Consider the following 15,641-nt stretch of genomic DNA (forward strand, 5'->3'; position numbering starts at 1 on the left):
AGGTGAAATTTAGATTAATTTAGATCATTTAATATTGTTTTGGTCACTTTATTTTAAGTCTTAGGTTTTCTAAAAGTCACCTATATTTTGATATAGGGGGTTTATTATAAATAAAAAATATGTAATTTAATATAATATTTCTTAATAATCATATAGATGATTGATATTCAATTTAGTATATGAATATTGTGCTCAATTCGGCTTCGAATTGTTTGCAGGGTTTCTGATCGAATTTGCTCAGGTAATATTTCTTGAGTAATTTTATTGAATTGGTTTGCAACATCACAAATCGAGTTAATAGTTTCATCGGCTTTTTTATAGAAAGATCTGCTTTCTGAGTGCCCGATTTGACAAGAGTTTGTCGAGAAATATCTAGTGCCTCGCATAATATCTATTTGGTGATATTCACCTGAGCCTTCGCAAAAATTAATATCGTAGCTAAGGGGAAGTTTCGATTGCCCATTTTGGGACATTAGAAATAAAAATTTTTGCAATGATCATCTGGATTGATGAAAGTTGTTTGCTTGAAAGCAAGTTTTTTTAGCACATAGCCTTATTACAAAATATGTTGTTCCAAGAAAATGACTGTCAGCTGAAATGAAATTTGCCCGTGTCGAGGTAGCCAAACTTTGTATTAGAATCGCCCGATCATTTTGTCAGTTAATAAGTTTTTCATAAAATATACCGATTTCAAGTGATATAAAAATAAAATATTTACCCTCAAAGTACTTCCTACCATTTGATGGAAAAAAATAAAGCATAAATTTTAGCCATCAGTATTTAAATTAGGGAAAATTATGAATTATTTAAAACCATTACTTCTTAGTGCACTTATTCTTGGGATTATAAAAAGCAGTTACGCAGCAACACCTGAAATAGAGCTCGCTAATAAGGAAAATGAACGAATTCAACAGAATTTACAAGACCGCTTGCGCTATGAACGAGAGCAGCTTCTTCAATCTTCCAAAGCACCTTCACGTATTGAAATTGCACCGCCTGAGTCTAAAAACATAGAAAAAGGGCCATGCCTAAATATTACCGCAATTCATGTAGAGGGCACTGCTGTAATTGCGCAGCATGAAATACAGAAAGTCACACAGCCATATGAAAATAGCTGTATAGATGCCAAACGTATTGAAGAAATTATGGGGAAATTGACCGCGCTGTATTTAAGCAATGGTTATGCAGCCGCACGTTTCTATCTGCCGGAACAGGACCTGAAAACAGGTACGCTTAAACTGCGTGTTGAGGAAGGAAAATTAAGCCAACTGCAACTGACAGAACGCGCCAAAGGCACAATGTCATTAAGAACCGCCATTATTGGCGCTGAAGGTAAACCTCTCAATTTAAGAGATTTAGAACAGGCGCTGGATCAAATTAATAAACTTCAATCCAATAATGCCAGCATGAATATTTATCCGGGAGAAAGAACCGGTGAAAGTATTGTGGTTTTTGACAATGCACCTTCAAAACGTTGGAACGGCTATTTCAGTTATGACAACAAAGGGCAGGATTCAACCGGACGCAATCAGGCAGTATTGGGTGTCGGCATTGATAATATTTTTGGCTTGAATGATTTGTTGAATCTTTCTTATAACCGTTCATTGCCATTTGAAGCCAATCGTCAGGATTCATTTTCGAGCAGTATTTTTTATGCAATGCCATTGGGTTATCACACCTTAAGTCTGAATGCTTCGCGTTCGGAATATGATTCAACATTACAGACTCAGTTTAACCAGCTGCATTCAAGCGGTGAGACCAATACTTATACAGGGCGTGTGGACAGTCTGCTTTATAGAGGATTCAACAACCAGTTACGAGCAAATATTGGTCTGACCCATAAAGATACGGCTGCATTTTTAGAAGACATTAAATTGGATGTCAGTAGCCGAAAGTTATCGGTACTGGATATCGGACTGAGCTACAGCGATATGCTTTTGGCTGGCGTGGTCAATGCCAATGCTGGCTACAGCCGTGGTTTAAAACTGTTTAATGCGCTAGAAGATGCAGAAAATTTGTCTGCTGAGATGCCAAAAGCGCAATTTGAAAAATTGACTTACGGTTTAAGCTACTTCAAGCCATTTCAGGCCTTAAGACAAAACTTCAGTTTTTCTTCCAATTTTGCAGGTCAGTATGCACTGGATACTTTATATGGTTCAGAGCAGTACTCTATTGGTAGCTTGTACAGTGTACGCGGCTTTAACCAAAGCTCGCTCAGCGGCGACAGCGGCTATTCGTTTAAAAATGATCTTAATTTGAACAAAGTATATAGCTTAAGCAATGGCCCGCTGATTGCGCGGCATTATATTGGTTTTGACTACGGAAAAGTGGATAACAAAGAAAATTCCAGCCAAGTTGGGGAACTGGCAGGTGTAAGTGCAGGTACTGCGTTTAATTTCAAAAATGTTGCGCTGGAACTGATTGTGACCCAGCCAGTTTTAAAACCGAATTTTATGAAAAAACCAGATACAGACTTTTTCTTTTCAACCACAGTAACATTTTAAGGGGATGTTGAAATGAACCATATTTATAAAACAATTTGGAATAAAACAAAAAATGCATTTGATGTTGTGGCTGAAAATGTAAGTTCAAAAGGCAAAAAGACATCGGGCAGAAAATCTGGTGCTGAAACAGGCTTTGGACAAGTTTCACATTTTCTTGCGGTATTAACACCGCTAGCCGCTATGTTGTTTGTACAGTCAAGTTTGGCAGAAGTCATAGTCGGTGATAGCAATACTCAGGTTCACAATGCAAACAATGGCGTGCAAATTATTGATATCGCAACAGCAAATGCTGCAGGGATTTCTCACAACCGTTATGTCAGCTATAACGTAGATAAAACCGGCCAGGTTTTAAATAACGCAGCGCAATCAGCCTCTCAGTTGTTTGTTATGACTGAACTGGCTGGCAAAATCATGACCAATGCCAATTTAAATACCAGTGCAAAGGTGATTTTAAACGAAGTCACAGGTGCCAACCGTTCTGCATTAAATGGTCACATTGAAGTTGCGGGGGCAAAAGCCGACGTTATTCTTGCCAACCCATACGGTATTACCTGTTCCGGCTGTGGTTTTATTAATACAGACAGAGCGACATTAACGACAGGTACACCAAAGTTTAGCGCTGACGGAAACATTACCGGTTTTAACATTACACAAGGCAATATTTCTATTGCGGGCAATGGCTTGAATGCCAACAGCGCGGGCTTGCTTCGTTTGCTGTCCAGAAACCTAAGTATTGATGGACAAGTCAATGCACAGCAGCTGGAAGCGGTGACAGGCGCCAATGCATATGACTACACAACAGGGAAAGCCACTGCAATTGCAGGGACAGGCGCAGCTGCACAGTATGCAATTGATTCCACCTTGCTGGGCGGTCTTTATGCTAACCGTATTAGCCTGATTTCCACGGAACAGGGGGTAGGTGTACGTATGGCAGGTGATGCAGCTGCCAGCGCCGCAGACTTCACCTTGAGTGCAGCGGGCGATATTCAATTGAATAATAAAATTAATGCCAAACAGGCAATAGATATACAGAACAGCTCTGCACAACAGCAAAAATTGAATATTCAAGGCGGATTAACGGCAAATAATATTTCAATTGGTGCAGCTAACACGCAAAATTTAAATGTGGATGTGGCGGGCGGTACGCTGTATGCCGGCAGTGCTCTGGATATCCAAAGTCAGGCGTTCAATGCCAATAATGCCAAAATTCAGGCGAAAGATACGCTAAAAGTAAATGCCAATACAGATATTGCTTTGCAAAATACAGTGCTAGATGCTGCTGACTTGCAAGTGAAATCCAATGCATTCACCGCGCAGGATTCACAGCTGAAATCTGCACAAAATATAACTATTCAGACGGCTCAAGATTTAAAACTTAAAAATACAGATGCTGAAGTGCAAAATAATGTCGTTTTAAGTTCTGTCAGTGGCAATATGGAACTGTCTGGTGGCAAACTGAAAGCCGGTAATGCTTTAGATCTGAAAGCAAATCAGCTGGCGCTGAGTACACAGACCTCAGCTACAAAAACCAATATTCAAGCACAGCAGTTCACTCTAGATGAAAATGGCCTGATTGTTAGTCTGAACAATACTGCCGTCAATGCTTCTAATGCCGATGTTTGGGGCCAAATGTATAGTTCAGCAGCCAATTTTAACATTGGTGGGATGTTGAACAGCGCTAACAAAACCCTTGTTTCTATTCAAAATTTAAATACGGTAAATGCAAAAGACCTGAGTTTAAAAGGTTTGTGGGAAGCTGGAAATTTAACGCTAACAGCTGTGAATTCCCTTCAGCAGGCTGGTGCTATATATGCGCAAAATAATTTAGTATTGCAAGCAAATGCCATGAGTTTAACTGGCGCAGTACAGGCAGGACATAAACTGAATGTAAATGCAGTGCAGCAGCTGACCGTAGACAGTCAAGCACAGCTATTTAGTTCGGACAGCATTGAGCTTTCAGCAGATGCAATTCAGCTGGATGGCTATGCGGGTGCAGAAAATTCAATGACTGCAATTGCAGCCAATAATCTGACAGCAGGTACTACTGCGCAGCTGGAAAGCAATGGTTTGATTGCATTACAGTCTAAAAATGCAGATATTGATTTGCAAGGCAAAACCTATGCGCAAACTCAGACGATTTCAGCTCAGAAAAACCTCAATATCGCTGCTGGTGCTTCGGTCACCACGGTAGGCGATTTAAATATTACAGCTGATACTTTAAACAATACAGGTGCGGTAAATACTCAGCAGTTGACCAAGGCACAACTGAAAAAGTTAAATAACCAAGGCAGTCTGATTTCAGACAAATTTGAACTGGGTACGCTGGATAGCCTAAACAATAGTGGCAAACTCATTTCCAATCAGGATTTAGAGCTAAATACAGCAGCTCTGACTAACGCTCAGAATTCAATTCTTGCTGGAAACAGCAACCTGAACCTGCATATAAACGGCGCAGATTTTAATAACCAAGGGGTTATTTCTGCTGTGGGCAGTCTGGTATTAGATGCTGCGCAAATCAATACAGTGAACAATGGTTCACTTTCGGCTGGAAATCAGCTGAATATTGATACACAGATGCTGGACAATGCAGGCAAATTAAATGCTTCAGCTGTTAATATCAGCGCGTCTGATGTGAATAACAGCGCCAATATTATTGGCAGCACGGTAAAAATTAATGCGGACAAAAAAGCAGACAGCGCTATCGTCAATAGCGGAGAAATCTATGCAGCGAATCAAGCAGATTTAACCGCATCAGATCAAATTGACAATACTGGCTATATTTACACGGTAAATAATCAAAATGCCGGCGCTGTAAATTTAACTGCACAGCAGCTGCTGAATGGCAGTAAAGGAATTATCAGTACCAATAATCTGCTGTTAAAGACAGATAAAATTGTCAATGCTGGACAGATTTCTGCGGATGCAGCAGGAATTGAAGGCAAGACTTCTTTGCAAACAGCGTTGACCAATACGGGTAAATCATCATCGAATACCGGTATTTACATCTATGACTCACTAAATGCAAAAAACTTGAGTAGTTTGAACAACTCAGGTGATGTTTATGTGAATTTAAAAGCTTCAGACAACCGCTCTGAAATTTCGGCAGCAGACCTGACAAACAGTTCAGGTGCATATTTATATTTGGGCAATAACACAAGCTTTAACCAGACAGGTTTGGTTTCAAAAAATGCCGGTGAAATTTATGTGCAAAGCAATGGTGTAGCACCGCTCGCAACATCAATCAGCTTTGCAAAATTAGATAATAGCGGTGGTACGCTCAGTATTGATGCTGCGACATTGAATTTTTCGAATAATTATCAGCATACCGGTAAGCTGAATGCGATGAATAGCGCAGCTGTAAACGCCAATGCAGATTTTATCAACAGCAGCACTGGAGAAGTGAATCTGTATAATTCCGATTTGAAAGCAAAGAGCTTAACCAATCAGAATGAGATCAAAACCTCGGGTATATCTAAAATTGCAGCTGAAACCAAGCTGGTAAATAACAAGCTGATTCATTCTGCCGGTACTTTGTTTATTGATGCGGCAGCTTTAACCAATGCTGCAAAGTCAGGCATTATTTCTTTAAATAATTTGCTGATTAATACTCAACGCAGTGATACAAATACAATCACCAACTTTGGTGATGTTTATGCGGCTGAATATCTGGTGCTGGGTAATGAAATCAGCAAGAAAACCAATGTATACAATAAAATGAACAACAGTAAAACTCAGGTTTCTGGCGGCAATTTGCAGGCCGGAAAAGGCATAGAGGTTTACGGTCATGATTTTGAAAATAATTATAATGTTTTAGTTAACGAAGGCGATATTTATTTAAACCTGAGCGGAAAGTTCTTGAATGAACGGACCTACTATGGCGATAAAATTAATATTACTGAAACTTGGAACACACCGCAGATGTACCTAACCAGTGATAATGACTGGGGTGATGAATCTTTTTATGACAGTGCGAGCAATACAGTTATTTATACCACTCAAGTTGCGATTAAAGGCGGTGGTGACGATGGTGTACAAGCAAGTGTAGTCACGGAAACCTGGAAAAAGAGCACAGATGTGAAGGCCGGTACTGAAACTAACTATGACACAATCAAAAACTACCTAAATGGAGATATAGGCCAAGCCAAAATCGGTGCAAATAACGGTAATATTACGATTAACTATGTAGATGATTCGAAAAACATAGGCGCTAAAATTTATGCCGCGGGTAATGGCGCTGGAACGGTGAATATACAGGGGCCTGGAAATTTCACCAACCAATCCATTGATTTATACCGTGACAAACTGTTCGAGTTAAAATATTTATTATTAACCGATCATAGCAACAGGGCTGGAGCAGTTGTTTCATTAGATTCAAAAAATCCAGGCACCATTCAATTAAGTAATATTGATGATGATGGTGATTTCAATCGCTCAAATAATTATATTGATAAATTAAAATCATTAGTTTTATCAGGTATTTACTATGATTATCGTGATGCTAATACGGATAAGTACACCACTGTGAAAGATAGATCAGGGGATAATTATACAGTGACTTATAACGTAAAAAATGTGATTGATGCGATTCGCAGCAAAGTTAAAAGTGATGGCTTTAAAGCATTAGTTGATAACAGCGGGCAAAGTAATACAGCGCAGTCTAAAGCAACTATTACGGGTAACACTGTTCAGATTAAATCAGATAAGTTAACTAATACATCTGTGGTAAATCTTGAACAGGTAACAAATGACAATAAACTCTGTGCTAACTTGGGGCTAACTTGCCAAATTGACAAGGCGGCAACAGATAAAAAAGAAAATGCTGATGCACCGCAAGACGAAGCGGATGCGGAAGCACCTAAAAAACAAGTAGATACAACCAAGTATACAGACGATGTACGTATACAGGCCGTTAATCCGGTTTCTCAAGCACCTGCTGTCAATTTATCATTACCAGTTTCTGATTATGGTCAATACATTACCTCAAAAAATCCGAATTCGAAATATTTAGTCGAATCGAACCCGCTGTATGGGGAAAATTCGAATGTGATTGGTTCGGATTATTTGCAGGAAAAATTGGGTATAAATCCAGATAAGCTTATGAAGCGCTTAGGCGATAATGGCTATGAAATGAATCTGGTGCAGCAGCAGCTAATTTTCTCATTAGGCACAGCCGTACTGTATGCCAACAGTTCTATGGCCGACCAAATGCAAAAACTGTTTGATCAGGCATCAGACCAGTCATCTGGCTTAGGTCTAAAATACGGCAAAGCATTAACGTCAGACCAAATTAGCAACTTAAAACAAGACATGGTGTGGATGGTGGCAACTGAAGTCGCTGGTCAAAAAGTATTGGTACCGCAGGTTTATCTCAGCAAGGCAACTGTAGACAGTATCAGCACTTCTGGCGCCGTAATTGAAGGTAAAAATTTGACCTATTTGGACGTTGAGTCTTTAGACAATAAAAATGCGGCCATTCGCGGCGGCACTGTGGTTGTGGATGCGAAGAAGGATATCAACAATATTGGTGCGCAGATTAAAGGCGGTAATGTCTTCCTGACCTCTAAAGAAGGCTCAATCAACAATATTACCGAAGTGCATACTTCTGGAACCGATTCAGACCGTAAAACATCAATAGGCGCAGTAGCCGGCATTGTCAGTGACGGTGCATTGGTTATGGATGCTGCAAAAGATATTAATAATGTCGGTGCCAAGCTGAAGGCGGGTGAAACTTTAGCGCTGAAAGCTGGCAACAACATTAATATTTTATCTATTCAGGATGCTGAAGCTTCTTCAAAAAGCATTAAAAACGGCCGCAGCTCTACCAGTTCTGTCACCCATATGGGCTCGGTGTTAGAAGCGGGCGGCAATGTAATCATGGACAGCGGTAAAGATACGACCATTAAGGGCAGTAATGTCACAGCGGGCGGTTTAATGTATGTGAAAACTGGCGGTGACTTTAAGTTACTTGCAGATCAGGATACGACTGAAACCAAAACTTCAACATCACGTTCTGGCTTAGGCGTGGGTGGTGGTGTTTGGGGTAAAGAAACTGTCGAAACAACAGATTTTAAAGGCACCAATAAAGCCAGCAATCTGAGTGTGGGCAGTTTAATTGTCGACTCGGAAGGCAAGGCGATTATTGAAGGTTCAAATATCGGCATACGTGACAAAGCCAGCACCAGCTTAATTCGAGGGAAAGCTGGCGTAGATATTCTGGATGGTAAAGATGAAGAACGTCATGAGAAAACCACGACGACCTCGACATATTTGAAGTCTACTAAAGGTAGTGCAAGCAACGACAATCCAATTTATGGTGCAGCAGCAGATGGCATATCGAAAGATAAAAAAGGAAAATTTGACGGTAATGCAACGCAAAATATGTATGGTGCTTCAACTGAAGATGAGCCAGATGTTAAAGTCAATGCCAGCGCCAAAGCAGAAAAAACAAAATTGTCGATGACAGCGCAAGCCGGAGCTTCGGCTTCTGCCAAAGGTGAAGCTGCACTGAAAATTTCAGAGACAACCAAAACTGTAGAAAAAAGCGGTTCTAGCACCAGTGTCGCATCTAATATTGTATCGGCAGGTAATTTGGCCATCATGTCTGACAACACCGTGAATGTTAGAGGCTCAAATGTTGATGTAGACGGTAAATTGGCTATTGCTGCCAAGAATTTGCTGGTCGAAGCTGGAAAAAATACCAGCTATGCTTCGCGTGATGTAAAGCGTACCTCTGTCGGTATTTTTGCAGAAGGTGATGCTAGCGCTCAAGCAGGAGCACAAGCTGGCGGCAAGGTGGGTGTCAATGGTGCATCCTTGGGCGTTAATGCAGGTGCAAGCGCGGAAGCCAATGGCACAGTAACATTTGGTGCGAAGACAGAGCATCAAAATGAAACTATGAACAGCTTGACGCATACCAATTCAAGCCTGAAATCTGGTTCAGATATGCTCATCAAAGTGACAGATACAGCAACTTTCCACGGTGCTGATGTGCAGGCAGGTCAATGGGATAAAGATGGTAAACCTGTTGGGGCTCCGGCAGCTTTAAGAATTGAAGCAAAAAACATTAAAAACCTGGCTGTACAGGATACACATAGTGAAACCAGTACCAGTTCAAGCAAATTGGCAGGGGTTTATCTCAGTGGAAGTGTCTCTGCTCAAGCCAGCGCACAAGCCGGTGCTTCAGCAGATGCAACCAACATCAATCCGCTCAGCGCAGGTGCATCTGCATCGGCAGGTGTATCTGCAGAAGTAGGTGCGGGTTTAAGAACAGCCATTGAAAACAATGAGCAATCTTATGACACAGTGACCAATAAAGGAAATAACTTTAAAGCAACAGGCAGTTTTGTCCGGATTGCTGAAAATGAAATTTTGGACCAGGCGACTCAAGTCAATGCCAGTAGCATTTATCAAAGTGCAGCAACAATTAAAGATGAAGCTGTACATGACAGCCAGACGTTCCATAGTAACAGCCAGTCCCATGAGGCTCGACTAGGCTTGTATGCAGAAGCTGGCGCTAGTGCCAATGTATCTGCACAAGCAAGTTTAGGTGCTACAGCTTCTACTGGCACGGGCACGCAATCCAGCGGTGCAAGAGAGTCAAGTTCATCTGGCGCCAAGAGTACTAAAGTGGCAGCAGGTGTTTCTGCGCAATACAGTATGGAGTCTTCCAAAGTTGACAGCAAAGATACGCAGGCAAGAAGTTCCTCATTTACATCAAGCGGGAATATCACCTCAATTTCCAGCGGTGAAACACAGCTGAACGGCACGCAATTTAATTCGACTGGCGGCGGCATCAATTTGGAGGCATCTAAGCTGACTTATAACGCGGTGCATGATACACATGAGTCTAGTTCTACGAGCCGTAATGTCGATGTCAATGCAAAAGTGGGTATGGATTTAAAAGGTAAGCCGGATGTAGAGTTTGGTGCTGAATATGGTCAAAATAAAAGTAATGCCAAGTCATTTACGGCAGTTGTAGGCGGTTTAAATGCAGCTAGAAATATTAAGGTCAGAGCAAATGAAGCAAATTTTGAAGGTACAGCATTAACGGGTAATAATATATCTGTTCAAGCGAGCAGTACAGCCTTTACTGCGGCCGAGAGTACCAAAACTAGCAATTCAACCGGTTTTGGTGTCGGGGTAAGTTTTGAAAACGCCCAAAAAAGTACAACAGCGAGGGAAAATGTACAACGGACAGTTACTCAAGCTGGTGGTACTCAAACAACTGATACTACCCATAAATCAGGTGGCATTTCTGCTAACTTCGACATTGCGAAAAATAATTCAACTAAGTACACCGGTTCTGAAATTACGGCTAATCGTTTTGAGGTCAGTGCACCCGTAGCCAATACAGCAGCGACATTAAATACGGACGCAGCGAGTCCCGTCAGTCTTGCGCCTGCTTCTCAGTTGGTTTCCCGTCCAGAACTGGCAAGAAATGCGGACGGTAAAGCCATTATCAATAATGGTGCACCTGTGATTATTGCCAAGCAAACTGAAGTGAATATACCTACTATTGAATCTTCGAATGACAAAGCACTTCTTGGTGCTCCTGTTACGGTTCAGCCAGCGGCTTCCGGTGATCTAGCTTCATCTCAACCGACTTTAAACATGGAAAATGTCAAATTTAAATCGGTGAATAGTAAAGGTAAAGCGGTTGAAGATAATTCAATTAATAAAACTGACACTTCTGCCGTTCAAGTGACATCGATGACTAAGAAAGACAGGAACTCTGGCTTTGAATTAGGCGGAGAAGGCAGTGCAGACTCGAGTGACCTGCGTCAGATTAAAGACAACAGGAATGCTTATTCGGGGACAAGAACGCGAGGGACTGTTCGCCAAGCTACTGAAACTTTAACGCAGAATGATACAAGAGATACAGAGCAATTAAATCAAAATTCTACACATAGAAATGTTGCAGATATCATTGGAAATAAGGCTGGGCAAATAAGGGATAGTCTAAGATCTACGCGCACACCTTAAAGCTTTGTATTAAAGGTATCTTAGATTAGCATTTGAAGTGTAACACCATGTTTTTGCAATAATACCTGACTCGGAATTTTAAATCCGAGTCTTTTTCTTGGGCTGTGATTCATCCATTCGTGTTTTCATTCGTTCCTCTCTGCCATGCGCTGTAAGGATCAGCAAAGTAGAATTCTAACTTCCCTTAATTTTATCTTGAAGAATATAACGGTAAATTGAATGCATACTGACAGCAAGATATGAAGCAATTTGTTCAGGACTCCATTGTAGAGCAAGATAACTTTTGACCTGTTTCCATACAGCAGGATCTCGGTAAACTAGCGCTTTGGGTCTTGCACCCTGTGGAGAACCACCCATAATCAACAAATGCTGTAAAAATTCGCCACCTTCACCTTTGAGTACCTCTTGAACTTCTTGTGCCAATTGCAGTAGGGGAATATTTTCTGAAGTTTGCATATCTGCTACACAAGGTTCAAAGGATAAGGCTCCCATTGCATGTGTACTAATATAAGTAAGACGTTCCAATGGGCCGATTCGAGCAGGATTTAGTCCAGTTTTTCTAAAATATCGATCCATTAACAACATGCCCCAACCATCCGGTAAAGCATCATATACTGGACCTGGTAGTCCCATATGGTGAGCAGGAAAGCCTTGTCTTAGTAGAAGACCGTTTAACGGTAAAAGGTAAGAAGATAGCTCAATACCGCTACTAATTGCTTTTGAACTATATTCAAACGAAATGATGGGTCGTCTTGTCGTGGCTATTGAGCTGATCAGAGTTCCACACAGCCAAGATTCACCCCAACCATTGTAATAAATATTAAGTCTATTGAGCATTAACCTTTCCTTTTAATACGGTGGCGTTTACTTTGACTTTCATAGAGAAGAATGTCATTTACACTGTTGAGCTGTGGTTGGAATAGCTCCTGAAGTTCGTGTAATCTGCCCAAGACCATTGCAATTCGTACTAAGTTTTCAATAGATACATTTCGACCCGCTTCTAGATTCGAAACTGTATTCACACCTACTCCTGAACGGGCTGCAACCTCAGCTTGAGACATCTCAAGAAAGAGCCGCTGCTTACGCAATCGCTCACCTAAAAGTGTCACGATTTCTTTGGGTTTAAAAGTCCGAGTCAGGTATTATTGCAAGAACATGGTGTTGCACTTCAAATGCTAATCTAAGTCGTTCTGACTACAAGAAGATTACTAATCCATTGTTACTACACTACCGTGTGGAAAACTCTCAATATGGTAATGATGTAGAAGATAGAAAGTTGTACCAATGGAAACATGTTTTTTTTAACCCATATGCCCAATTAATACTGCAGTATTTGAAAAAGATGAAAGCTACTCAGAAAAAATATCGTCTGCAACAATCAGTTGAAGATTGTATTTTGGAAAGCTTGAGTAAAATAGGCCGAAAAAAAAGTTTGGGGGATCTGCAATATCAAATTAAACGCCGTGGATTTCGTACATTTAATGATGTACAAATGGTACTCGAATTTAATCCAAACCTCAGCATAGATATATTTTTGAGTAATGTGCTACAGCAAGAGATCAATACAGTAGCCTTAAGGCCATCTGAACTGGGTACGTTTATTTTTAGAACCACAGGTTTTAACAGTATCCGAACTTTGGCTGCACGTTTGGCTTATTACCATGCTGCATCCAATGGCCTACTTTCATGTCTACCTTTACAACTCACACTTAGAGGTAAGTCCACCACTCAAAGCTATCGTCAGCCTGTATATTACGTTGATCTCACTTTACGCGAGGGTGTCAGTTTGAATGATGCCATTGTTCAAGCCAAACAGATTGATGAACAGAGTAAGACCTCAGGGTTTTATCAAGAGGCTTTAGATCATGTGGCAAGACAGGGCTTTGCCAATGCACGATTTGAGATTAATGCTGAGGAGGGCTTGGATGTGATGGATGAGTTTTATACGGATGATGAGTCTGAATCTGAACAAACACAAGCTGTATCAAAATCTAATGTTAAACAAGTGGATGGCTTTGTTCAGGATATTCAGCAAGGGTTGCAGCAGAGTGTAAGGGTGGTGAATTGATTGAGGGAGAATCTTAGGATTCTCCTCGTAAAAATTGATATTTTTTTTGTCTTATTCAGAAAATTCATTGCTTAACGATCCACGGGTTTACGTCTTTATATTTGGTGATGTTTAATATAGTTATTATAAAATATAGGGTTGTGGATTTTTTTGTTCGTGGAGTGAAAATTTTTATATGAATACAGGGGGTAGACAGATCTGTATAAAAATCTTTACAAAGCTAAATGTATTGACAATAATGACCGCAAAATTTATTACACATTAAATACAATGCCACGTTTAGAATTTAAAAAAACAAGTTTAGCTTTATGTTGGGGGTTATTGGGCAGCACCATCTACGCAGCAGATCCACAGGTACAACCTCAGCCACGTCCAGAATTAGAAGCAGATGCTGTTATCCGCCAACAGCAACGTGATCAAGCCTTGCAAAAGCAATTACAGCCGTTACCATCCGTACAAACAGATTTAGAAAAACAACTGCAAACTCAGCCACAGCTTCAGTATTTAAAATCGCATAGTGAAAATGTCTGCTTTGAGCTTAAAAAATTTATATTGCAAGGTGATGACGCGAGACAATTTACTTTTGCTATGCGGCCTGTCACTCAGGGAAAATATAATCTGATTGGCCGATGCATCGGTGTTCAAGGATTAAATCAGGCATTGGATTTAATCCAAAATAAAATGATTAGTTATGGTTATGTCACAACACGGATGTTGCTGCCTCAGCAAAACATTGCTTCAGGTGAAATTAAGCTACAAGTGATTGCTGGTAAGGTAGACCAAATTAGCTTTGCTGAGGGAACCTCAAAACGTGCACATAAATTTAATGCTTTGCCTGTGAAATCTGGCGACATTCTAAATATTCGAGATATTGAGCAGGGATTAGAGAATTTTAAGCGTGTGCCGACGGTTGAAGCTGATTTTAAAATTCAGCCTTCAGCACAGCGAACTGAACCCGGATATAGTGATTTGGAATTGGCATGGCAGCAGTCTAAACCTTACCGTATTCATTTAGGCATTGATGATGCAGGCTCAGATTCTACGGGTAAATATCAAGGCACAGCGACATTGTCTTTAGATCATTTATTGACTGCCAACGACCTGTTTTACGGTAGCTATAACCATGATCTTGGCGGCGGTGATCAAGGTGAGCGTGGAACAGATGGTTATTACCTCAGTTACAGCATTCCTTTTCAATACTGGTTGTTCAGCACCAGCTATAGTCAATCTGATTATAACCAAACTGTTGCGGGTGCGAATCAAAGTTATGAATATAGTGGCAAAAGTAAACTGATCAGTGCAGATCTGTCCCGTATCATTTACCGCGATGCAAAACGAAAAACCACGGCCAGTGTCGGTGGTTGGTATCGAGAATCACAAAACTTCATTGAAGATGTTGAAGTTGAAGTACAGCGCCGGAAAACGGGCGGCTGGAAAGCCAGCTTAGATCATACTGAATATTTAGCGAATGCTACGTTAACGGGGAATGTGACCTATAAACGAGGTACAGGTGCATTCAATGCCATGCGTGCACCAGAAGAAGATTTCGGTGAGGCTTATACCCATGCCGGAATTTTGCAAGCGAATGCCAGTCTGCAAGTACCATTTAAAGTGGGTCAGCAGTCATTACAATATGTGGCTGAATGGCGCACTCAACATAGTAAAAAGCCATTAACTCCTCAAGACCGATTCTCCATCGGCAATCGCTATACCGTGCGCGGCTATGACGGTGAACAAACGTTAATTGCTGATAATGGCTTTTTGGTTCGCAATGAAATCAGCGGATCAGTATTTAAGCTTCCAATGCAATGGTATAGCGGCATTGATTACGGTGAAGTAGGTGGAAAGACAGCGTATGAGCCGAATCCATTACTGGGCACCAGCTTAATGGGCGCTGTCGCAGGCTTACGCGGACAGGTGTTGAAATCGGTCAGTTACGATGTCTTTGTGGGCACGCCATTGAAAAAACCAGAACACTTTAAAACAGACAATGTTACGACGGGTTTTAGTTTGAACTGGATGTACTAATTCAAAGTATTGGCTGTACCGCAGCATGAATAAATTTAAAAGATATAAGAAATTTTAGG

Annotated in this window: 4 protein-coding genes and 4 pseudogenes; 5 read left to right on the plus strand and 3 right to left on the minus strand. The window is 40.9% G+C overall.

The features are described from left to right. The first annotated feature begins 797 nt into the window (after window positions 1-797). On the plus strand, window positions 798-2,504 hold the full coding sequence (locus F994_RS05650) for a ShlB/FhaC/HecB family hemolysin secretion/activation protein (protein WP_004649222.1): 1,707 nt from the start codon (window positions 798-800) through the stop codon (window positions 2,502-2,504). 12 nt (window positions 2,505-2,516) lie between these two features. Then, window positions 2,517-11,486 carry a two-partner secretion domain-containing protein gene (locus tag F994_RS05655; protein ID WP_004649223.1) on the plus strand — a complete coding sequence of 2,990 codons (8,970 nt, stop codon included), beginning with the start codon at window positions 2,517-2,519 and terminating at the stop codon, window positions 11,484-11,486. Window positions 11,487-11,506: 20 nt separating this feature from the next. Here the strand turns inward: F994_RS05655 and F994_RS18050 are convergent. From F994_RS18050 to F994_RS05665, 3 genes and pseudogenes are all read right to left on the minus strand, one after another. Beyond that, window positions 11,507-11,667: pseudogene (locus F994_RS18050) on the minus strand (IS30 family transposase); the annotation flags it as partial. Window positions 11,668-11,789: 122 nt separating this feature from the next. After that, window positions 11,790-12,323, minus strand: a pseudogene (locus tag F994_RS05660) (HipA N-terminal domain-containing protein); the annotation flags it as partial. Beyond that, entirely contained in the window at window positions 12,323-12,625 is a 303-nt protein-coding gene (locus F994_RS05665; protein WP_034696737.1) for a helix-turn-helix domain-containing protein, read from the minus strand. The pseudogene F994_RS05660 and the gene F994_RS05665, both read right to left, overlap by 1 nt. Before the next feature lie 41 nt (window positions 12,626-12,666). Here F994_RS05665 and F994_RS17940 point away from each other — a divergent pair. From F994_RS17940 to F994_RS05675, 3 genes and pseudogenes are all read left to right on the plus strand, one after another. Then, window positions 12,667-13,074: pseudogene (locus F994_RS17940) on the plus strand (site-specific integrase); the annotation flags it as partial. After that, a pseudogene (locus tag F994_RS17945) lies at window positions 13,072-13,554 on the plus strand (recombination directionality factor); the annotation flags it as partial. The pseudogenes F994_RS17940 and F994_RS17945, both read left to right, overlap by 3 nt. Window positions 13,555-13,824: 270 nt before the next feature. Continuing rightward, window positions 13,825-15,582, plus strand: coding sequence for a ShlB/FhaC/HecB family hemolysin secretion/activation protein (locus F994_RS05675; RefSeq protein ID WP_004649227.1), 1,758 nt, complete (start codon window positions 13,825-13,827; stop codon window positions 15,580-15,582). Window positions 15,583-15,641 lie beyond the last annotated feature (59 nt).

It is taken from the genome of Acinetobacter bohemicus ANC 3994 (assembly GCF_000367925.1).
In the GTDB taxonomy this organism is placed as follows: Bacteria; Pseudomonadota; Gammaproteobacteria; order Pseudomonadales; family Moraxellaceae; genus Acinetobacter; species Acinetobacter bohemicus.